Origin of the sequence: Nocardiopsis protaetiae (assembly GCF_045446735.1) — a bacterium.
GTDB classification, from domain to species: domain Bacteria; phylum Actinomycetota; class Actinomycetes; order Streptosporangiales; family Streptosporangiaceae; genus Nocardiopsis; species Nocardiopsis protaetiae.
The window spans coordinates 1-20,621 of record NZ_JBJJBV010000059.1 but is presented as its reverse complement, the minus strand read 5'-3'; the positions used below and the strand labels follow the sequence as shown (position 1 = coordinate 20,621).

Annotated in this window: 13 protein-coding genes; 9 read left to right on the top strand and 4 right to left on the bottom strand. The window is 75.2% G+C overall.

Annotation, left to right across the window (positions count from 1 at the left end; translation table 11 throughout):
* Position 1: 1 nt before the first annotated feature.
* Together ACJOT3_RS11905 and ACJOT3_RS11900 are read right to left on the bottom strand one after the other, a co-directional pair.
* Positions 2 to 1,372 carry an ATP-binding protein gene (locus ACJOT3_RS11905; RefSeq protein ID WP_406971902.1) on the bottom strand — a complete coding sequence of 457 codons (1,371 nt, stop codon included), beginning with the start codon at positions 1,370 to 1,372 and terminating at the stop codon, positions 2 to 4.
* Entirely contained in the window at positions 1,369 to 6,003 is a 4,635-nt protein-coding gene (locus tag ACJOT3_RS11900) for a TerB N-terminal domain-containing protein (protein ID WP_406971900.1), read from the bottom strand. Before ACJOT3_RS11900 ends, ACJOT3_RS11905 begins: the two co-directional genes overlap by 4 nt.
* A gap of 357 nt (positions 6,004 to 6,360) precedes the next feature.
* On the opposite strand from ACJOT3_RS11900, the gene grpE reads away from it, so the two are divergent.
* The 8 genes from grpE (at position 6,361) to ACJOT3_RS11860 (ending at position 18,189) form a co-directional block, all read left to right on the top strand.
* A complete protein-coding gene (grpE, locus tag ACJOT3_RS11895) occupies positions 6,361 to 6,927 on the top strand; it encodes a nucleotide exchange factor GrpE (protein ID WP_406971898.1) in 567 nt (188 codons plus the stop codon).
* Positions 6,924 to 8,555 carry an Hsp70 family protein gene (locus ACJOT3_RS11890; protein WP_406971896.1) on the top strand — a complete coding sequence of 544 codons (1,632 nt, stop codon included), beginning with the start codon at positions 6,924 to 6,926 and terminating at the stop codon, positions 8,553 to 8,555. Before grpE ends, ACJOT3_RS11890 begins: the two co-directional genes overlap by 4 nt.
* The gene (locus ACJOT3_RS11885) at positions 8,552 to 11,932 is read left to right on the top strand and encodes a SaeA-related protein (protein ID WP_406971894.1); all 3,381 of its coding nucleotides are present in this window, start codon (positions 8,552 to 8,554) and stop codon (positions 11,930 to 11,932) included. The genes ACJOT3_RS11890 and ACJOT3_RS11885 overlap by 4 nt, the downstream gene beginning before the upstream one ends.
* Positions 11,929 to 13,134 (top strand): TRAFAC clade GTPase domain-containing protein, encoded by a 1,206-nt coding sequence (locus ACJOT3_RS11880; RefSeq protein WP_406971892.1) that lies wholly within the window; start codon positions 11,929 to 11,931, stop codon positions 13,132 to 13,134. The genes ACJOT3_RS11885 and ACJOT3_RS11880 overlap by 4 nt, the downstream gene beginning before the upstream one ends.
* 42 nt (positions 13,135 to 13,176) lie before the next feature.
* Positions 13,177 to 15,765 (top strand): GTPase-associated protein 1-related protein, encoded by a 2,589-nt coding sequence (locus tag ACJOT3_RS11875; protein ID WP_406971890.1) that lies wholly within the window; start codon positions 13,177 to 13,179, stop codon positions 15,763 to 15,765.
* Positions 15,766 to 16,013: 248 nt separating this feature from the next.
* Complete coding sequence (locus ACJOT3_RS11870; protein ID WP_406971888.1) at positions 16,014 to 17,558, top strand: TRAFAC clade GTPase domain-containing protein; 1,545 nt, start codon at positions 16,014 to 16,016, stop codon at positions 17,556 to 17,558.
* Positions 17,555 to 17,725 (top strand): hypothetical protein, encoded by a 171-nt coding sequence (locus ACJOT3_RS11865; protein ID WP_406971886.1) that lies wholly within the window; start codon positions 17,555 to 17,557, stop codon positions 17,723 to 17,725. The genes ACJOT3_RS11870 and ACJOT3_RS11865 overlap by 4 nt, the downstream gene beginning before the upstream one ends.
* A 161-nt stretch (positions 17,726 to 17,886) precedes the next feature.
* Complete coding sequence (locus ACJOT3_RS11860) at positions 17,887 to 18,189, top strand: YciI family protein (RefSeq protein WP_406971884.1); 303 nt, start codon at positions 17,887 to 17,889, stop codon at positions 18,187 to 18,189.
* Positions 18,190 to 18,238: 49 nt separating this feature from the next.
* Here the strand turns inward: ACJOT3_RS11860 and ACJOT3_RS11855 are convergent, their stop codons facing one another.
* Both ACJOT3_RS11855 and ACJOT3_RS11850 read right to left on the bottom strand, forming a co-directional pair.
* Positions 18,239 to 19,309, bottom strand: coding sequence for a TAXI family TRAP transporter solute-binding subunit (locus tag ACJOT3_RS11855; RefSeq protein WP_406971882.1), 1,071 nt, complete (start codon positions 19,307 to 19,309; stop codon positions 18,239 to 18,241).
* Positions 19,310 to 19,406: 97 nt separating this feature from the next.
* On the bottom strand, positions 19,407 to 19,829 hold the full coding sequence (locus tag ACJOT3_RS11850; RefSeq protein WP_406971880.1) for a VOC family protein: 423 nt from the start codon (positions 19,827 to 19,829) through the stop codon (positions 19,407 to 19,409).
* A gap of 170 nt (positions 19,830 to 19,999) precedes the next feature.
* Here ACJOT3_RS11850 and ACJOT3_RS11845 point away from each other — a divergent pair, with 170 nt between their 5' ends.
* Complete coding sequence (locus tag ACJOT3_RS11845; RefSeq protein WP_406971878.1) at positions 20,000 to 20,578, top strand: TetR/AcrR family transcriptional regulator; 579 nt, start codon at positions 20,000 to 20,002, stop codon at positions 20,576 to 20,578.
* The last annotated feature ends 43 nt before the right edge of the window (positions 20,579 to 20,621 follow it).

Sequence of the window (20,621 nt, the reverse complement as noted above, 5' to 3'; positions counted from 1 at the left end):
CTCAGATCCGGAAGGAGGCGAGGGGGTTCGCGGTGCCGACATCGGGAACGTCGTCCTCCTTCCGCAACGGGGCCAGGTCGGGGTTCTCCTCCCTGCGGATGTCGACCCGGTCCAGCAGGTCCCGCCAGTCGGTGCCGCGGTTCTGCGCCACCACGTCCATCAGGCCGATGAACTCCTTAATCGTGCTGCGCGGCGTGCGGAAGTAGGCATCGCCGACGTGGCCGTCGCAGTGCCGCATGAACGCCTCGACCGCGGTGTCATCGAAGCCCTCCAGGGTGGTCCCGTGGCTGCGGTAGACACCGCTCACCTTCCGGAGCAGCTCGTAGAAGTGCTCCTTGCTGAACCCTCCCAGGCGCATGACCGGGCCGTTGTAGTCCACCAGGCCGCCGGTCGCGAACGGGTTCTCCCGCAGCCGGGAGCGCAGCGCGTCATAGGAGAACAGGCCCCGGTGGTCGTCCTCCAGGAACTGCGGCGTCCCGCTGAAGAGGAAGCCCAGGTGCGGGGCGTACCCCTGCTGCGTCTCGTTGACGATGTTGAGGATCTGCTCGTAGTTGGCGGTCCGGGACCCCTTGTGGGACAGCTTGTAGAGGTTGACCATCTCGTCCAGGCAGACGAGCAGGCCGCCGTATCCGGCCATGGTGACGAACACGGACATGAGCTTGAGGTGGTCGAAGACGGTGCGGTCCTCGATGATCTCGCGCACGCCCAGTTCCCGGGTGGCCTCGGTCTTGGTGGCGTACTCGCCCTGGAGCCAGCGCAGCGCGGCCGCCCTCAGCTCCTCGTCGCCCTGCTCGTGGGCCTGCCAGTAGGCCATGACGACCTTGGCGAAGGTGGGGCCGCCGGAGTGCTCGCGCAGTTCCCTCAGCCGGGTCTCCAGGGCGCTGCGGACCGGGTCTCCCTGGGCGGCGGCCTCCTCCTCCACCGCGGTGACGAACCGCTCCACGACGGAGGTGAGGGCGCGGCCGCCGGGCTTGCCCTTGGTTGCCATGTTCTCGATCAGCGCCGAGTACAGCTTGCGGGACCTGCCCTGGCTGCCCTGGAGCCGCCGGTCCGGGGTCAGGTCGGCGGCGACGGTGACCAGGCGCTCCTTGTGGGCGACCGCGCGGACGAGGTTGAGGAAGTAGGTCTTGCCGGAACCGTAGTCGCCGATGACGAAGCGGGCGGCGCCCTCCCCGGCCCGGACCTGTTTGACGGTCGCGATCATCGACGCGATCTCGTCGTGCCGCCCCACCTGGATGAGGTGCGCTCCGCGGGCGGGGACCACGCCGGTGCGCAGCGCGTTGAGCAAGGGCTCGCGGTCGCGGGCGAGGATGCGCGGCGCGGACGGCGGTTCGGACGGCGGCGCGGCGTCCGGCTCGGGGGTGTCGTTCATCGTGTCATCTCCTCCAGGACCTCGGTGCGCACCTTGATGACACCGTTCTTCTCGTCGAGCACATCCGCCCCCGTGATGTCGATGGCGGCTTCGTTGAGGACGTCGACGGCCTCCAGGTCGTCGCACCCGTACCAGGCGGCCAGCAGGGTGAAGTCGGCGCGGGACCACAGGGGCCGGGACATCGTGTCCAGCAGAAGGCGGACGCGGGCCCGCGGGAGGGAGTTGACAGGGGGTACGGGGGCCGGGTCCGGCACGGTGGCGGGCACCGGCCGCCACGGGGCGGGTGCCCGGCCCGGTGCGGGCGCCAGGCCGCGGTGGCTCAGGCGCAGCCGCAGGACGTCCTCCAGCCCCAGGGCCCGGTGCACTCCCAGCAGGAAGGCGATCTGCCCAGGTGTGATGGCCCCCTCCGCCTCGGCGACCCCGATCAGGGAGTCGCCGATCCGCTCGCGGTCGCGCAGCGGGAGCCGGGCGAGGGAGGCCGCCGCGGTGGGGGCGTCCGCCGGGAGGTGTTCGCGGTCGTGGGCGCCGTGCTCCCGCAGGACGTCCAGGGTCGCCCCGCCCAGCCCTTCGGCCCCACCCGCCATGGCGACGCGGTGCCCGGCACCGATCCGCCCGCTGTGGCGCGCCGTCTCCATCGCCAGCGCCAGATAGGCGTCGACGGAGGCGGGGGACGCGTCGGGCCCGGGCCCAGGCGCCCGAGCGGCGTCCGCCGGTGCGGGCGCGGACTCCTGCGCCGGCGCGGGCACCGGAGCGCGGGCGACCGGAGCGGACCCTACCGGCGCGAAGGCGTCCGGGGCAGGCGGCGCAGGAGCGGGAGGTGCGGGGACCGTGGAGGCGGGCGGAGCGGGGGTGGCCGGCCCGGAGGCACCCGAAGCAGGCGGCGCGGGGGTGGCAGGAGCGGTCGGCGCCGAGGCCGCCGGGGCGGGCGCGGACCCCGCCGAAACGGACGAAGCGGGCGACGCGGAAGCGGTCGGGGCGGGCGGCCCGGAGGCGGCCGCGGCGGGCGGAACAGGAGCGGTACCCGCCGGTGCGGCCGGGGCCGCCGGGGCGGGTGCGGCCGCCGACGTGGGGGCGGGGCGTGCCGGGATCGGACGCGGGAGGACGGGTTCCGCCGGGCGGAACAGGTCCAGGACCTCGTCCGGGGGCGTCACCGGGGAGAGGTCCTTGCAGCCGGGCAGTGCCACCGCGGCCTTTCCCAGCCCCGGGCAGCGCGACCGGTACTGGTGGACCAGGTCCGGCAGGTCTGGGGTGGCGAACCTCCCCATGCGCAGGGAACGGGCCTCTCGGCCCACCCTCTCCCTGGCGGTCCGGCGCGCCCGCTGCGGGTCCTCCGGCCGAACGTGGTGCAGGGCCCACTCCACCGCCCAGGCGGCGGGCAGCAGCGCGTCGTGGCGGGCCAGGTTGCCGAGCCCGCGCAGCAGCGCGAACGGGAGTCCGTCATCTTCGGGACGGTAGGCCGGGGGCTCGGTCATCACGACCCGGGAGGGCTGGGCCGCCACGTTCACCAGGGTGAGGAGGGCGCGCACCACCGCCAGGAAATCCTTGTCGGCCTGGAAGTGCCCGGCCAGCCGGGACAGTTCCTCCTGAAGCCCGGATTCGAACCGCACCGGGGTCCCGGCGGCCCGGACGGTCTCCACGACACGGCGTTCAAGGCCGTAGAAGAAGAGCCGCGGGAAGACCGGCGGCACCATCTCGTAGCCGTACCGGTCGGTGAGCCAGAGCAGGTAGCGGTCGCGCTGGCGGGGGTTCAGGTCGCCGTACCCGCCCACCGGCCCGGGGATCTCCTCCCACGGGTCGGTCGCGCCCCCTTCGACCTCCAGGCCCAGGTCGATGGCGGAGGACCATTGGACGTTGTCGAACTCGCCCTTGTCGCCGGGCCCGTGCCCGGTGTAGAGCATGCCGTTGCGGACGACCCTGCCGCCGATGGACACGCCGGTGCCCGGTCCGCGCCAGGAGGACCACCGGCCGCCCCGGCGCTCGCCCGTGGGCGCGGGCCCGGGGACGGGCCTGCTCGTGGGCGCGGGCCCGGAGAAGGCGGGAGCCGCGGGTGTGCCCGGCGTCGCGGGCGCGGCCGGTGTCACGGGCACGGCCGGCGTCGCGGGCGCGGGTGCAGCGGGTGCAGCAGGTACCGTGGACGCGGGTGCAGCGGGTGCAGCGGGTGCAGCGGGTGCAGCGGGTGCAGCGGGTGCAGCGGACGCGGAACGTGCCGACGGTCCCGCAGGCGCCGGGGCCTTCGCGGAAGGCGCCGCCGTGGCCCGCGCGACGATGTCCCCCAGGGCCGCCAGCGCGTCCCGGTCGGAGGAGACGTCGGTGACGTCGCCGGTGGGCACGGTCCACGGGGTCAGGGCCCGGTTGGCCGGCCGGTACACCCACTCCAGGTCCAGGCCGGACGGCCCCAGGCGCAGCCCGTGCGGGAACGCCTCACGGAACTCCTCCCGGAACCGCTCGTGGAAAGCGGGCGAAGAGCGCTGGACGAGGCCGATGGGGACCGCGGGCTCGTGCACCGCCCAGGACAGCGCCCATTCCACCGGGATACGGCCCTTGAGGGAGGCCAGCCGCCCGAGGCCGTAACGCAGCGCGTCCGGCGGCCGGGGTGAGGGGGACTGGACCGAGGGCGGGTCCTGGTCCTGCCCGTATTCGCTCGCGAGGTGGTCCAGGAGCATCGCGAGGGAGGCCGCGGCCATGCGGAAGCGGCGCGTCCCCTGGTGCAGGTCGCGCAGCCGGCCCAGCTCACCGCGCAGGGGCTCCAGGTCCCTCTCGAAGTCGTCCCGGGGGACGAGGTCGACCAGGACCCGCCGCTCCAGCCCGTACAGGAAGAGGAACAGGGAGTTCTCCCCGACGGTCGCCGCGGTGCGCCCGCCGGCCAGCCAGTCCAGGTGGGCCGCGCGGGCCGCGGGTGCGAGCTGGTTGTACCCCTTGGTCAGCGTCCCCTGCGGCGTGTCGGCCCGTGCGGCCACGGGAAGCGCCGGATCGACGGCTTCGAGCACGGGCGCGCCGTTTCCCGGGGTGCCGTAGTAGAACAGCCCGCCGGAGATGATCCGGCCGTGGGCGTGCACCCGCTCGTCCTCACCGACCCAGCGCAGGCGCTCGACCCTCCGGGCGGCCGGGGCGGGCGGGGCGGCCGGGCGCTGTGAGGGCACGGGAGCGGGCGCCACCGCCGGAACAGGGGCCGGGGCCGCCGGGCCCGCCGGGGCGGGCGTCTCCGGAGCCGCCGCCTCCAGTTCCAACGGCTCCAGGTCCAGTTCGGCCAGCACCTCGGCGTCGATGACGAGGGAGTCGTCGTCCTCGACCTCGATGACGGGTGCCTCCACCCGCTCGTCGGCGTGGTCGTTGATGAGGTCGATCGCCGCGTCCAGCATCACGTGCGACCGGCGCGCCAGTTCCCTCGCCTCGTCACGGCTCCAGCGCTCGCGCGCGGCCAGGCGGCGGAGGAGGAGCAGGTGGGGGGCATCGGCCGCTGGGGCGTCCGGCTCAGGGGCGGTCCGGGGGACCGGTGCGGCGGCTCCGGGGCGAACGGCGGCACGGGAGAAGGTCCCCGTCTCGTCCTCGTCGTCGGTGAAGTACGACTGGAGCAGCGCGTCCGCCTGGCGGGTCTCCGCCTGGACCCTGGTGAGGTGCTCCCGGTCGAAGAAACCGGTCGCGTCGGCCGCGGCCCCCGCCTTCTCGGGGCCGGGCCGTGCCGTGGCCGTCCCGGATTCCGGAGCCAGGGGTTCCGAGACCGGGGGTTCCGGGGCCGAAGGGGCCGGGACCAAGGGGGCCAGAGGTTCCGAGGCCGGGGGTGCCGAAGCCTGGGGAACCGGTGGCCCCGTGGCCGTGTCGGGCGCCGGGCGCGGCGCGTCGGGACGCCCGACGGCCGGTGCGGGCCGTTCAACCGCGGGTGCGGGCCGCTCGACCGCCGGTGCGGGTGCCGGCGTCGGGACCGTCGCCTGGGTGCCCGGGGGCCTGCCATAGCGCACCACGGGCAGCGCGGGGTTGACCGTCCGGTAGGCGCCGCCCGACAGGAGGGCGCCCTCGCCCGGCTCCACGTTCCGCCAGCGGTGCTCGACCAGGTACGAGATGAGTTCGAGCAGGCCCCGGGCCCGGTCGCCGAAGAAGCCCTCGTAGCGGTAGTGCCGTTCCAGGCGCCGCACCTCCTCCCGGACGGAGACGAGGTCGCCGAGGTCCTCCGGGCGATCGGCCAGCAGCCGCAGCACCCGCCGTTCCAGGCCGGACAGGTAGGTGAGGAGCAGGCCGGGCGTGATCTCGTGCCCCGTGCGGCCCTCGGCCAGCCACTGGAGGTAGGCGGCGCGGGCCCCCCAGCTGAGGTTGCTGTAAGAGACGGGTTCGTTCACGGGCAGCCGGAGCCCGGTGAGCGCGCCCTTGGGGGTCCCGATGTTGAGTTTCGGGTCCACGAGCGAGACCTCGGTGGACGTGCGGCCCGGGAACCGACTCTCGCCCACGTAGAGGAGGCCGCCCCTGATGCGGTGCCCCTTGACCGTCAGGGAGCCGTCGGCCGGGCACCACCAGATCCCCTGTCCCTCGGATATGAGGCGCGCCCCGGGCGGCCCTTCGCTCCCCCGCGTTCCACCCAGAGAACCCGCCAAGCCGCCACCCCGCTCACAGAGAAGAGACCGGAAGGGTGAAAACAGCACCGACACAAAAAAGACTTCACCCTCCGAATACCCGGATTATACGCATGCCTCACACAAGTGAACTCAAGTACCTGACAAGAGGCCACCAAGAGAGCACGGCGGCGACATGACGTGACCACGGCGCCACACTCCGAACACAGGCAACGCACACAAAGCCCCTCCAGGGCGACCAGAAACGCATTTCGGTCGCATTCCGAAAAAGTTCTCCAGAGAACAAAAGGAGACGAATGTGACCTGGGACGCCACACCCTCCACGCGTTGACGTGTTTCCCTTTTTCCGCCACCCCCGCCGGAGTATCCTCGGCAAAAGGAAACCGGTAACGCCACGCATGGAAATCGGCGGTGAAAGGCGGCCCGATGACGGCGTCCGACGACACGGCACCCCCCGACTCCCCCCGCTCCCTGGACCAGATCCTCGTCTCCCTCGCCTCCCTCGACGACCGGTTGGCCGCCCTCGACGAGCGCGCCCGGCACCGGGAGGCGGTCATCGACCGCCTGCACGCCGAGAACCGCGAACTGCGCGCCGGGCAGGACCGCACCCTCTTCGACCCCGTCGTCACCGACCTCGTCCACCTGCACGACCAGCTCGCCAGGGAGGCCCACGGCCTGCGCGAACGCGGCCAGACAAGGCTGGCCGACCTGCTCGCCGGGTTCGCCGACGACACCCTGCTCTCCCTGGAACGCCTGGGCGTCGAACCCGTCGACGCCGACGTCGGCGACCCCTTCCGCGCCGACCTGCACCGCCCGCTGGCCACCGTCGACCACCCCGACCCCGCGCGCGACGGCACCGTCGCCGAGGTCGCCGCCCCGGGCTTCCGCGACACCGTCACCGGGCGGATCCGGCGCCGGGTCCACGCCCGCTTCTTCCGCCACGTCGGCCCGGTGTCCCCCGAGGGGGCCGCCACACCTGGGAAAGGCTCATGACCACCTACGGAATCGACCTGGGCACCACCTACTCCTGCACGGCGTTCGTGGACGGCACCGGCCGGGCCGCCGTCACCAAGAACGCCATGGGCAACGACACCACCCCCTCCGTCGTGTACTTCGAGTCCGCCCACAACGTCGTGGTCGGCGAGGAGGCCAAGAACACCGCCCTCCTTTTCCCCGACATGGTCGTCTCCCTGGTCAAACGGCAGATGGGCACCGACGCCCGCTACGAGTTCCACGGCCGCGCCCACGACCCCGAGTCGGTGTCGGCGCTGATCCTGCGCGAGCTGGCTCGGGCCGCCGGCGAGCACACCCGGGACAAGGTCGAGGACGTGGTCGTCACCGTGCCCGCCTACTTCGGTGTCCACGAGAAGGAGGCCACCCGCCGCGCCGGGCTCATCGCCGGGCTGAACGTGCTGGACGTGGTGCCCGAGCCGGTGGCCGCCGCCCTGCACTACCAGAGCCTGGACGCCGCCTCGGGGCTGCGCCACCTGCTGGTGTTCGACCTGGGCGGCGGCACCTTCGACACCACGGTCATCCGGGTGGAGGACGACGACGTGCGCGTGGTGTGCACCGACGGCGACCACCGGCTGGGCGGGGCGGACTGGGACCACAAGCTCGCCGACCTGCTGCTGGAGCTGTTCACCGAGCACCACCCGCACCCCGACCCGGCCGGGGACGAGCAGTTCCTCCAGGACGTGGCGGCGGCGGCCGAGCAGATCAAGCGTTCCCTGAGCACCCGCGAGCGCGCCCGGCACAACCTGCGCTTCGCCGGGTCGACGGTGCGCGTGGAGCTCACCCGAGGCGACCTGGAGGCGCTCACCTCCGACCTGCTGGAACGCACCCTCACCATCACCGAGCGCACCCTGCGGGCGGCCCGCGAACGCGGGGTGGAGCGGTTCGACGACGTCCTGCTGGTGGGCGGGATGACCCGTATGCCGGTGGTGGCGCGGTCCCTGCGCGAACGCTTCGGGTTCGAGCCGCACCTGCACGAACCCGACCTGGCGGTGGCCAAGGGCGCGGCCCTGTTCGCCCTGGTCCGGCAGGTCAAGAACATCATGGAGGAGCCCGGCCGCGACCCCGCAGAGCGCGCCCGCCGGGCCGAGGAGGTGGGCGCCGCCCTGGGCATCACCCGGGAGGAGGTGGAGCGGTTGGCCCACAAGACCGTCACGGGGGTGTCCCCGCGGGCGTTCGGGGTCAAGGCCACCGACGGCTCCGACCCGGTGTTCGCCACCGACCCGGGTAGGGCCCGCCAGTACATCAGCCACCTCATCCGGGCCAACACCCCGCTGCCGGTGACGGTGGAGGACGGGTTCGCGACGGTGTGGCCGGACCAGGAGCAGGTCGAGATCGACGTGTGGGAGCAGGCCGGGTCGGTGGCCTCCGAAGAACTGGAGCACAACCTGCGGATCGGGGACGCCCTGCTCAGCGGGCTGCCCAAGGGTCCGGCGGGGACACCGTTCCGGATCGAGTTCAGCCTGGGCGCCACCGGGATGCTGGCGGTGCGCGGCTGGGACCCGGCGGGCGGCAGCGAGATCCGGTTCGACATCCGCATCGGCGGGATGGGCGAGGAGGAGGTGCGCCGGGCCCGGGACGCCATCGCGTCGATCCGCACCTCGGGGTGACCCCCGGGCGCACCGAGGGTGCGGGGCGGACGGCGGTGCCCTGGGACGTGCGGGAACGGCGGCGCTACGAGGACGAGGTGCTGGCGGCGGCGCGCACCGGCGGGCCGCCCGCCGACCTGTTCGTCCGCTACGGGGTGAACCCGGAGCTGGAGCGGCGGCTGGCCGCCGACCCGGGGGCGTTCGCCGCGCACGTCGCGGCGGTGTGCACCTACTGGCGGGGGCTGCAGGCCCGGCGCCGCACCCTGCGCCGGGTCCTGCTGGACCTGGTGGCGGCGCACGAGCGGCTGGACCGGGAGGGCGCGCTCACCCACGGACACTTCTCCCGGGTGCGGGACGAGACGGCTCGGCGGGCGCTGGCCGAATGGTCCGACATCGTCGACGGCCTCGCCACCTCCCTGGTGGACCGGTGGTCCCTACAGGCGATGGCGGGGTCGGTGGGGCTGCCCGAGGCCGAGGCCGAACGCCTGCTGCGGGAACGCAACGTCCGCGTGGTGGAGCGCCTGCCCGAACCACCGGTGCAGCCGCCGGTGCGGACCTTCCGCGGCCTGCGCGACGACCTGCGCACCCGGGGTGCGGCGTTCTCCCCGGAGGTGGTGTTCGGGGCGGGGCGGCTGGCGGGCGGGTTCACCGTGGTGGACGGGTTCCGGCTGGCCGACGGCGGGGTTCTGGACGACACGGCGCTGGACGAGGCCGTGGCCCGGATCCAGGTGGAGCCGCTGACCGAGGGCAAGGCGGCGGCGGAGAACGTGCTCGGGGTGCTGCGCTCGTGCCCCTCCCGCGCCGAACGCGACGCCCTGGTGCTGTGGGAGGTCGCCGAGGACCTGCGGGCGCGCCCGGCCGAGGTGGGCGAGGCGGCGCTGGCCCGGCCCTGGGTGCGCCGGGGGCTGCTGGAACCGGAGGCGGCGCTGCTGGCGGCGGCGGTGCGCCGCCGCCCGGCGGGCTCGGACCGCGTCGCCCGCGCCGAACGCGAGGTGCGCGACCTGCTCGCCGACGACCAGCTGCGCCAGGCCCAGGCCGCGGCCGCGGACCTGCCCGCCGACCACGGGCTCACCGCCCAGGTCCGCGAACGCGCGGCCCGGGTGGACGAGCTGTCGGCCCGCGCCGAAGCAGCCCTGTCGGCCGGGAAGAACGAGGAGGCCGCCCGGGCGCTGGCCGCCGCCCGCGCCCTGGCCGCCGACGACGACGCCCTGGTGGCGCGCCTGGGCGAGGTGCCTCCGCTGCCGCCGCGCGAGGTGCGCGCCAAAGTCGAGGGGCGCGGCGCCGTGGTGGTGTGGCGGCCCAGCCCGAGCCTGGTGGGGCGGATCGGCTACCGGGTGCTGCGCCGGGTCGGCCGCGGCCGCGAAACGCTCGCCGGAGAGGTGACCGGGACCGAGTTCATCGACCCGGGGCTGCCGGTGGGCGCCGAGGTGCGCTACACGGTGGCCGCCCTGCGCGAGGGCCGGGGCGCGTCCGAGCCCGTGGGCACCGATCCGGTGCTGCTCACCCCGGAGGTCGCCGACCTCTCCGTGCACGCCGGGGACCACGAGGTGTCGGGGTCGTGGCGGGTGCCGCCGGAGGCGGTCCGGGTGGAAGTGATACGCGGCGAGGGCGCCCCGCCCCGCGGCGGCGACGGGGTCCGCGTGGCCACCGACGGCATGGGGTTCCGCGACCCGGACGTGCGCCCGGACGTGGAGTACTTCTACCGTGTGCGCGCGGTGTACCTGGCCTCGAACGGTTCGGCCCGCGGCTCCGAGGGGCTGGTGCACCGGGTGGTGCCGGGCCCGCCCCCGCCGCCGGTGGAGGACCTGCTGGTGGTCCCGGACGGCGAGGGCGGCTTCACCGCCTCCTGGACCCCGCCGCCCCGCGGCCGCGTCTCCCTGCGCACCGCCCCCGCGCCACCGCCCTGGCCCCCGGCCACCCGCGTCCCCCCGGCCGACATCGCCGCCCACGGCACCCCCGTCCCTTTCACCGCCCCATCCCCGCCCCCATCCGTGACGTCTGGGACTCGTGTGCCCACCGACACCGCTGGTGCCCCCGCGCCGGGAGTGACACCCCGCGGACAACCCACCGGCCACCCAGCGGCGACCGCAACGGTGACCCCTGCGCCGCCCGTGGCATCTGTGGCCCATAAGACCAACGGTGCCCTTGAGGCAACCGTTGTTCCCAGGGCCACCGATGTACCCGGGACGGTTGCTATTCCTGAGGCCACCGATGTCCTCGGGGCGACCGCTGTCTCTGAGACGGGAGTGACGCCCCACGGACGGCCCACCGGCCACCCACCGGCGACCGCAACGGTGACCCCTGCGGCGTCCGAGGCGGCCAGTGCCCCTGGGACGCGAGTGACGCCCCGCGGACAGGCCGTGAACCGACCCCCGGCGACCGCAACAGTGAGACCTGCGCCGCCGGAGGCCGTTGGTGCTTCTGGGGCGGAAGGGGCCTCCAGCGGCCGACACCCCGGTCACCACCCGGCGGCGCCCCCATCGGTGACACCCGTGCCACCGGAGGTCGCCGGTGCCCCCGGGACGGCCGGTGCCCTTGGGGCAAGCGATGCACCTGTAGCCGCTGATGCCCTTGAGGCAGTCGATGCACCTGTGGACACCAGGGCCTCGGGGACGGTCGGTGTCGGCGATGCGGGTGGTGCGGGGGTGGCGGCGCTGGCCGAGCGGGTTCGGGTGCGGGTCGAGCTGGCCGCGGGGACGCACCACGTGGTGGCGGTGACCTCGTGCGGCGACCAGGCCGTGGTCGGCGGGTCCGTGCGGGTGGTGGCCGTGCCCGCGGTGGCCGGGCTGCACGCGCGGCGGTTCGGCGACCTGGTGCGGCTGGGCTGGACCTGGCCCGAGGAGGCGGCCGCCGCCCGGGTGTCCTGGCGCCCCCTGGACCCCGACGGCGGTCCTGCCCCGGGCGGCACGGCCGACGGCGGCACCGCAACGCTCGGCGGGGAGGCGCTCTGCGAGCGCCCCCGGTACGAGGCCGGGGGCGGGTTCGAGGCCCCCATGGGCCCCGGCCCGGTGCGGGTGGCCGTGCGCGCCGTCGTCGGCGGCGCCCCCGGCCCGCCCGCCCTCCTCACCGTCCCCGGCGGCCCCGTGCTCGACTACCACGTCGCCCCCGCCGGGCTGCTGCGCCGCGACCGGCGCGTCACCCTGACCGCCCGCACCGACTGCACCACCCCCCGCATCGCCGTCGTCTACGCCGAGGGCGGGTTCCCGCCGGACCGCGCCGACCAGGGCCGGGTGCTGGCCGTGTTCCCACCCCGGCGGCTCACCGCGGGCCGACGGCTGTCCCTGCGGGTCCGCCCGCCCCGGCCCGCCGGGCCCGCCTGGCTGGTGTGCCTGCCCGCGGGGGACGACGCGGACGGCGCCCGGCTGTGCCAGCCCTCGGTGAAGGAGCTCCGCCTGTGATCGCATTCGACCGGCTGCGCCCGGAGCGCGCCGACCGCCTGGTGTGCCCCTACTGCTACACCCGGCTCACCCAGCGCCTCATCCTGTTCCGCTGCGGCGGCCGCCCGGGCCCCGGAGGCACCCAGTGCGCCCCCGTCGAGGACGCGGCGATCCGCGCCCACCTGGGCCGCCGCGAACGCCTGCCGCCGGTGTTCGCCGCCGACGGCCGCCGCCCCCGGGCGCTGTGCCCCGACTGCGGCGCCGCCACCGCGACCCGGGTGTGCGTCACCTGCCACGCCCGGCTCCCGGTGAACTTCGGCCGTATCCCCGGCCGCCTCATCGCCCTGGTCGGCGCCCGCGAGTCCGGCAAGACCGTGTTCATGACCGTGCTCATCCACGAGCTGATGCACCGGGTCGGCGCCCGCTTCCAGGCCTCGGTGGGCGGCTCCGACGACCACACCCGGCACCGCTTCCACACCGACTACGAGGCGCCCCTGTACGACGACGCCCGCCTGCTCGCCGCCACCCGCCGTACCGGGGCGGCCCGCGAACCCCTGGTGTTCCGGTTCACCACCCGCCCGCGCGGCCCGTGGGGGCGCCGCCCCCGGCACACCCTGCTGTCGTTCTTCGACACGGCCGGCGAGGACCTCACCACCCAGGAGAGCGTGGAGACCAACCTGCGCTACCTCGACAACGCCGACGGCGTCATCCTCCTCCTGGACCCGCTGCGGATGCGGGGCGCCCGCGCCGAGGCCGCCCCCGGCACCCCCCTGCCGCCGCCCGAACGCGCCGAGCACCCGCCGCTGGACATGCTGAGCCGGGTCACCGACCTGCTGCTGCGCCGGACCGGCTCGCCCTCGCGGCTCATCCCCGTTCCGATGGCGGTGTGCCTGACCAAGCTCGACGTGTTCCACGACGCCCTCGACCCCGGTTCGCCGCTGCGCCGCCCCCAACCGGACGCCCCCTACTTCGACGGGTCCGACAGCCTCGACGTGCACGCCCAGATCCGGCGGCTGCTGCACCGGTGGGACGGCGGCCGCATCGACGCGCACATCACCAACCACTACGCCGACGCCCGGTACTTCGGGCTGTCGGCGCTCGGGCACGCGCCCGACGCCGAGCAGCGCCTGCGGGGCGGGGTGCGCCCCTACCGGGTCGCCGACCCGTTCCTGTGGATGCTCGGCGGTTTCGGTGTCGTCCCGTCCCGCGAGGGGCGGCCTTGAACCGTGGCGGTCACCGTCCCGGACGAGCGGAGGTCTCGGCCGATGGGTTTCGCGCAGCTCTACTACACCTCGTGCGAACACGGGCTGTCGGGGTACGCGGGCTACCAGTTCAACGCGGCCACACCGGGGGTGGACCAGCGGGTGCTGCGGGAGGTGGAGAGGTTCACCGTGTACGAGCCGCCCGGCGGCCGCGTGGAGGAGCACCCGGTGAACCTGTGCTACTCCCCCGACCTGGGCGGATTCCCGGTGGTGAGCCGGATCGTGTCGTGCGGCCCGGACCCGTCGGGGCGGCCGGGCAACTACTTCGCGCACAGCCTGGTGGGGTCGGGCGGGCCGTTGGCGGCGGAGCTGTGGGACGCCGACTTCTGGGTGTCGGTGCCGGTGGCCGACCCGTACCTGCCGGTGCTGGAGGTGCCCGGCGGCCCGCTGGGGCGGTCGCGCACCGATCCCTGGGTGCGCCGCCGCCCGCCGGAGCTGGTGGTGCGGCTGCTGGCGGCGGTGGACGCGGCGATCTGCGGGGACCGGCCGGTGGTGCTGGTCGCCGACAGCGCGACGGTGGCGCACTGGGTGGCGGCGCTGGCGCACCTGCTGCCGCCGGACCGGGCCCGGGGCATGGCGTTCTCGACCTACAGCGCCAGCCCGCAGGAGACGTTCGCGCACGTGGTGGGGGTGCCGCCGGGGGTCGACCTGGAGCCGCTGCGGGGCCGGTTCACGGTGGTGGACCCGGTGGTGGGCGCGGTGGACGCGCTGCCCGACCCGCCGCCCGGGGCCCGGGAGGCGGCCGCCCGGGCGGTGGCGGCGGGGACCGCCGGCGCCCAGGAGTTGTGGCGGTCGGCGCGGCGCTGCGCGAGCGGCCGGGAGGAGTCGTTGGCGGACCGGTACCCGGTGCTGGTCGCCGCCGGCCTGCTCGCCGACCCCGCGGCGGACGTGTCGGCGGCGGAGCTGCGCGCGGTGCGCGCCTGGCTTCCGGCCGCCGTGGAGTGGCTGCCCGCCGAGGACGCCGCGGCGGTGGCGGGCCGGGTGGTGGACGGCGCGACCGCCGACGACCGCGTGCTGGCCGACCTGCAACGGGTGGCGCACCGGACGGGTTCGCCCGCGCTGATCGGCCGGATGGACCGGCTGCTGGTCCACCGCTGCCTGGACGGGATCGTGGCGGGGACGGCGGCCCCGGCCGCCCTGCCGATGCGCTCCGAACCGGTGCGGGAGGCCGCCCGGGAGCGGATCACCGACCTGCTGTCGGTGCCGTTCCCCGAACCCGGGATCCCCGGCCGCGGCGGCGCCCCGGGGTGGACGCCGCCGGAGCGGGCGGTGGAACTGCTGCGCTGGTCCCGGGCCTGCGGCCTGGTGCCGTCGGCTCTGGCCCTGGAGCGGTACGGGCACGGGGTGGTGGGCCCGCTGCTGGCGGCGGCCCCGTCGCGGGACGCCCCCGAACCGGCCATGGCGGCCCTGCTCCACGCCCACCCGGAGGTGCGGCGGGGGGCCGCGGTCCGGCTGGCCGACCTGCCCCGGGCCCGGCTCGGCGAGCTGGCGTCGGGCCCGGCGGGCGCGCTGTTCACGGGGGACCGCGACGGCGGCGCGCTGCTACGCGAACTGCGGCGGCTGGGCCTGGACGGGCGGGAGGACCCGGCCCGGCTGCTGGAGGAGGTGGCGGTGATCCGCTCGGGGGGCCGGGCGGCGGGCTCGCCCGGTGTGCCGGCGCACGATGTGGACGGTTCGCTGCTGACCGAAGTGTGGGGGCGCGGGCACGGACCCCGGGCCGCGCTGCGCACGCTGCGGGTGCTGGGATCGGGGGTGCGGACGGCCCCGGACGTGGCCGACTGGGTGTGCGCGCCGCTGGTGGCCGCGCCCCCGGTGGGCGCCGAACCCGCCTGGCACGCCCTGGCCGAGGAGGTGGCGGGGCACGCGCTGTACGGCCGTGTCCCGGCGGAGGCCGTGCGGGTGCTCGACGACCGGGCGGCGCTGGAGACGGCCCTGACCGCCTGGTCGCACGCGGTGGGGTCCGGCGCGGCCGCACCGTCCTCCCCGGGGGCCGCGGCAGGCGGCCCGGCCCCGGCCCCCGCCCCGGAGACCGCAGGGCCCCCGGAGGCCCCAGGACCCGGCCCGGCGGCGGGATTCGATCCGGCGACCGCCGGACCCGCGGGCCCCGGCCCGGCCCCCGCCCTCGCCGCCGAACCGACGGCCGACTCCGAACCTGCGGCAGCCCCCGCCCCCTGGGCCCTGCTGGCCCGCGCGCACCCCACCCCCGCCGACGTGGCGCTGCGGGCGGTGGCCGCCCTGCTGCTGGACCGCTGGGAACCCGGGACCGCGGCGCGCGTGCTGCGGGACTGCCCGGAGCAGGTGTTCGTCGCCTACCGGGAGACGGCCGTCCACCGCCTGTGCGACGACCCCCCGGACACCGACACCGCCGCCCGCCTCTACCTGACGGCGCTGCGGCCCGAACTCGGCCCCGAGCGGGCGCACACCCTGGAACACGAGGTGCTGCTCCCGGCCCTGACCGGCTGGGGGAGGCGGAACACGGCGCGGGTGCGGCGGCTGCTGCCGCGCGAGGAGGCCGCCGGGTTCGACCGGTGGGTGCGCGAACACCGGCCCCGGCGCGGCCTCTTCGGAACCCGGGGAGGTGACCGAGCGTGACAGACATGACGGACGTGCCAGATGTGCCGAGCATGCCAGGCGTGACGGGCACGACAGGTATGACGGATGCGCCAGGTACGACGGGCGTGAAGAACGTGCCAGACGTGCCGGGCACACCAGGCGTGACAGATGCGCCAGGTACGACGGGCGTGACGAACGCGCCGGACGTGACGGGCACGACAGGCGTGGTCCACGTGTCAGATGTGCAACGCTTGCCAGGCGTGACGGGTGCACGAGCTGTGCCGGGCATGACGAGCACGCCGTGCACGACGGGCGCCCACGACCACGACGCCGGGGCGGCCCGCCCCGAAGCCGTCCTCCTCGGCATCGCCCTGCTCGTCACGGCGGGAACGGCCGCGGTACTCCTGCGCTGGTGGATCCTGGCGGCTCTGGTGAGCCTGCTGGTCGGCACGGGGACGCTGGCCGCGGTCGCGGGCCTGTGCGTGCTCACCTGGCTGTACCTGCGGGAGGTGCACCGGATCATGTTCGGCGGCGACCACCCCGCCGAGCCCGCGCCCGACGGCCGCGAGGACCCCGCCCACCGCGGCTACCACGGCGGCCCGGCCTGGTGGGACCTGTGCGCGGCGGTGCGCCGCACCTGGCGGGCGTCCGCGCTGTGGGGCGTGCTGCTGCTCCCCCACGTCACCGCGCACGCCCTGGTGGTGGGCGCCTACCTGGCGGCCGCCTGGTCCCTGGCCGGGGCGCTGCGGCTGGTCGACACCGGGCTGCGGACGGTGCGCCGGATCCGGATGGTGTGCCCGGAGTGCTACCGACGGCTGCCCTACCCCGCCTACCTGTGCGGCCGCTGCGGGCGGCGGCACGACACGGTCCGCCCGGGCGCGCGCGGCCTGCTGCGGCGGCGCTGCCGCTGCGACCGCACCCTGCCCACCCTGATCCTGCTGGGCGCCGCCGACCTGCGAACCCTGTGCCCCCACTGCGACCGGCCGCTGGAGCACCGGCCCGGCGAGGTGCGCGAGTTCCTGCTGCCACTGTTCGGCGGCACGGGGGCGGGCAAGACCCGGCTTGCCGCCGGTCTGCACCTGGCCCTGGAGCAGGCGGCCCGGCACGGCCCGGACTCCTACCTCGAACCGCTGGGCGAGGAGGCGGCACGGCTCTCCCGCGAGGGCGCCCGGGTGCTGGCGCCCGACCACCGGACCCGCCCCACCCCGCCGGGCCGCAAGGTGCGCGCGACCACGGCCCGGCTGGGCGCGGGGCGCCGGGCCCTGGTCCTGCAGGTGTTCGACGCCGCCGGAGAGCGGTTCAACCGCTCCGCCACCGCCGAGGAGCTCGCCTACCTGGGCGAGGCGTCCACGTTCGTGCTGGTGGTGGACCCGCTGGGGATACCGGCGGTGTGGCGCTGCCTCACCGCCGACGAACGCGACCGGCTGGCCGGGGAGCGTTCGCACACCCGCGACCCGGAGCTGGCCTACGGCGCGGTGCTCGACGAGGTCCAGCGCCACCGGCGGGCGCCCGAACGCGGCCCGAGCGACCGCCTGGCGGTCGTGGTGACCCGCGGCGACCTGGTGCGCGACACCTCCGTCGACCCGGGCGCCGCCCCGGTCCGCGAGTGGGCCGAACACCACCTGGGGCTGGGCAACCTGCTGGCCCGCGCCGAGGCGGACTTCAGGTCGGTACAGGTGTTCCTGACCTCTGCGGTGGTCGGCCCGGACGGGCTGGTCGACCCCAGCCTGCACACGCTGTCGGCCTGGCTGCTGCGCACCCAGGGCCGGGCGTTCGCCGCGCTGGCCCGCGCCCCCGTGCCCGCCCCCGTCCCGGCGGGCGGTGCCCGGTGACCCCGCCCCCGGTCCCGCGCGGCCACCGTGCCGCGCGCCGCGCCATCGCCGTCACCGTCTACGCCCTGGCCCTCGCCCTCACCCTGGCCCTGGCCGCCGCGCTCATCCGCGAGGGCACCGACATGGTCCTGCGCACCTGGGAGTACGCCGCCCACCGCACCCGCTGACCTATACCGGCCCCACCACCCGGCCCCCACCGGTCGCGTACAGCGCGATCGCCCCGGGCAGGCACGACGGCCGGGCGACCCGGCGCCCCGGGTGGGCGGGGCCGGGGCAGGTCCGGGATCATGGGGCGGTACCGAACCGCAGCCACCAGGAGGAACGCCCCATGGCCGTCTACGCCGTCACCTACATCTACGCCGAGAACAGCACCGCCGCCCGTGACGAGCACCGCCCCGCGCACCGCGAGTACCTGAGCGGGCTCTCCGACCAGGGCGTCAACCTGGTCTCGGGTCCCTTCGGCGCCCAGGACGCGCCCGGCGCGCTGCTGCTGTTCCGCGCCGGCTCCGCCGAGGAGGTCGGGGCCCTGGTCGAGAAGGACCCCTTCGTCCTGGCGGGCGTGGTCGCGGAGAAGCAGATCCGCGAGTGGGTCGCGGTGCTGGGCCCGCTGGCGGAGCACCTCCGGCCGTAGGCCCTGCCGGGGCGGCGGCGCGCATCCCGTACCGCCGCCCCGACCCGGGTCACAGCAGGCCCTGTTCCTCGTAGTAGCGGCGCGCCCCCGGGTGGAGCGTGTCCGGCTCGATCCCCGCCAGGGCGTCCTGCGCCCTGATCCACTCGCTCGGCATCTTCTCCGGCAGCCGTTCGAAGGCCGCCTCCACCAGCAGGTACGCCAGGTCGGCGTCCAGGCGGTCGGTGGTGTAGAGCGAGGTCCAGGAGGCGGCCAGCGTGATCTCGTCCGCGTCCTCCAGCGCCGGGTGCTCCCCCGCCGCGATGGTCAGCGCGGTGGTGCCCGGCTCCAGCAGGGCGAGCTTCGCGATGACCTCCCGCGGAACGTCCAGGACGCGCAGCTCCAGCCCCTGGTCGGCCATGTGGTTGATCTCGCCGCTGTGCACCCGGTCGACGGTGGCGTAGAAGTCGGCCTCGCCCGACATGAGCGGCTCATAGGTGACGAAGGGGTCGGACACGTACTCCAGGTCGTTGAGCGGGTCGACCCCGGCGACGGCCAGGATCAGCATCGCCTCCTCCGGCGGCCCGAGGTGCTCGTCGGCCGCCATGCGGCGCCCGGCGAGGTCGGCGAGGGTCTCGATGTCGGAGTCGGCGGGGACGACGAACTGCGTCACCCAGGGGGTGATGTTGCCCAGTGTCCGCAGCCCGTCGGGGTCGGCCAGGGGCTCGTCGGCGAAGTCCCCGGTCCCCAGTAGTGCCTCGTGGTAGACGTCGGCGCTGCTCAGCAGGACGTCGTTGCGGTAGGGCTTGCCGGTGAGGGGGTTGTCGATGCGCCCCTCCAGGGCCCGGAAGTCGGCGTCCATGACCGCGGTCGTGCCGAAGTCGAAGGTGACCCCGTCGATGTCCTCGCTCCACAGCGGGGCGAGTTTGGCGGCGATGTCGTCGGGGGCCGCGGGCCCCAGGGGCCGGGCGCCCAGGTGGTAGTCGCCCGCGTAGGCGGGGGGCTCGGGCGCGGCCACCGGTTCGGGGTCGGCGCCGGGCCGGAACACGTACAGCAGGCCGCCGGCGAGCGCGAGGGAGAGCGCCGCGCCACCGGTGATCAGCAGGAGCCGGGCCGGTGAACGGCGGGACGGGGGAGCATCCATGGGGGATGTGTTCACAGTTGCCCTCTGGTGAGTGCTTTATCGGTTTTCTATCCGTGAACCTTAGACGCCCGCCGCCCCGGAGCACCGCCGGCCCGGCTCACTGGGGAAGGAACCCGTTGTCCTTCATCCACTGCGGGTCGGGCTCGCTCATCTGGAGGATCTCCACGAACAGCCCCTGCGGCCCGGCGACCTGGAAGCGGTACTGCCCCCAGGGTTCCCGGACCAGGGGCAGTGTGATCTCCAGTCCGGCCTCGCGCAGGCGCTTCTCCTCCACCTCCACGTCGGGGACGAGGAAGGCCACGAGGGCCCCGGCCACCTCCCGGCCCCGCAGGCCCTCCGGCGAGGAGCCGTGGTCGCGGACGACGAAGTCCAGGGAGAAGTTCTTGTGCCGGGGGTGCTGTGTGTTGACGTACCACCCGATGTCGACGCCGAGCTCGAATCCGATGTGCTCGACGAACCAGTCGGCGGCCGCGCGGGGGTCGTCGCACAGGTAGGCGGTGCCGATGAGGTCCACATGCATGGTGACTCCTTGGGGTAGGCTGTTGACCACTTCATTCAAAGTACTACAGACGAAGTTGTCAAAGCAACATGGTTTTCCCGAGACTCCCCCGCGACTTCCCTCGCAGTCCCCCGCACACCCGGGACGACCCGGGAGAATCCTGAGAAAGCCCGAGAAAGAGGAGGTGGAGGATGGTCCGCCGGAACCCCGAGCGCCGCCGCGCCCTGCTGGACGCGGCCATCGACGTACTCGCCGAGGAGGGAGCGCGCGGCCTGACCTTCCGCGCCGTGGACGCCCGCGCGGGCGTCCCCACCGGGACCGCGTCCAACTACTTCGCCGACCGCGCCCAGCTACTGCTCCAGGCGGGCGCGCACGTCCACGTGCGGCTGACCCCCACCGAGGAGTTCATGGCACAGTTCTCCGAAGCCGAACCCAGCCGCGAGCAGACCCGCGCGGGTATGCACGACCTGCTGCGCCGGATCCGGGCCGACCGCAACGGCTACCTGGCCCTGCTGGAACTGCGCCTGGAGGCCAACCGCCACCCGGGCATCCGCGAGGAGCTCACCCGCACCATCCGCGACACCATGGAGGACAACGTGCGCCTCCACCTGGAGGGCGGCTTCCCCGGCGACCGCTCCACCGTGGTCACGCTCTACCTGGCGATGACCGGCCTGTTCCTGGAGTCCCTGACCCTGCCCGACGTGCTGGGCGGCGACGACCTCGGCGCCCTGGTGGACCGGATGGTCGACACCATCATCCCCCCGAACTGACCGGGGCCGGGGCGGGCACCCGGGCGCGGAGCCGGGCGGTCGC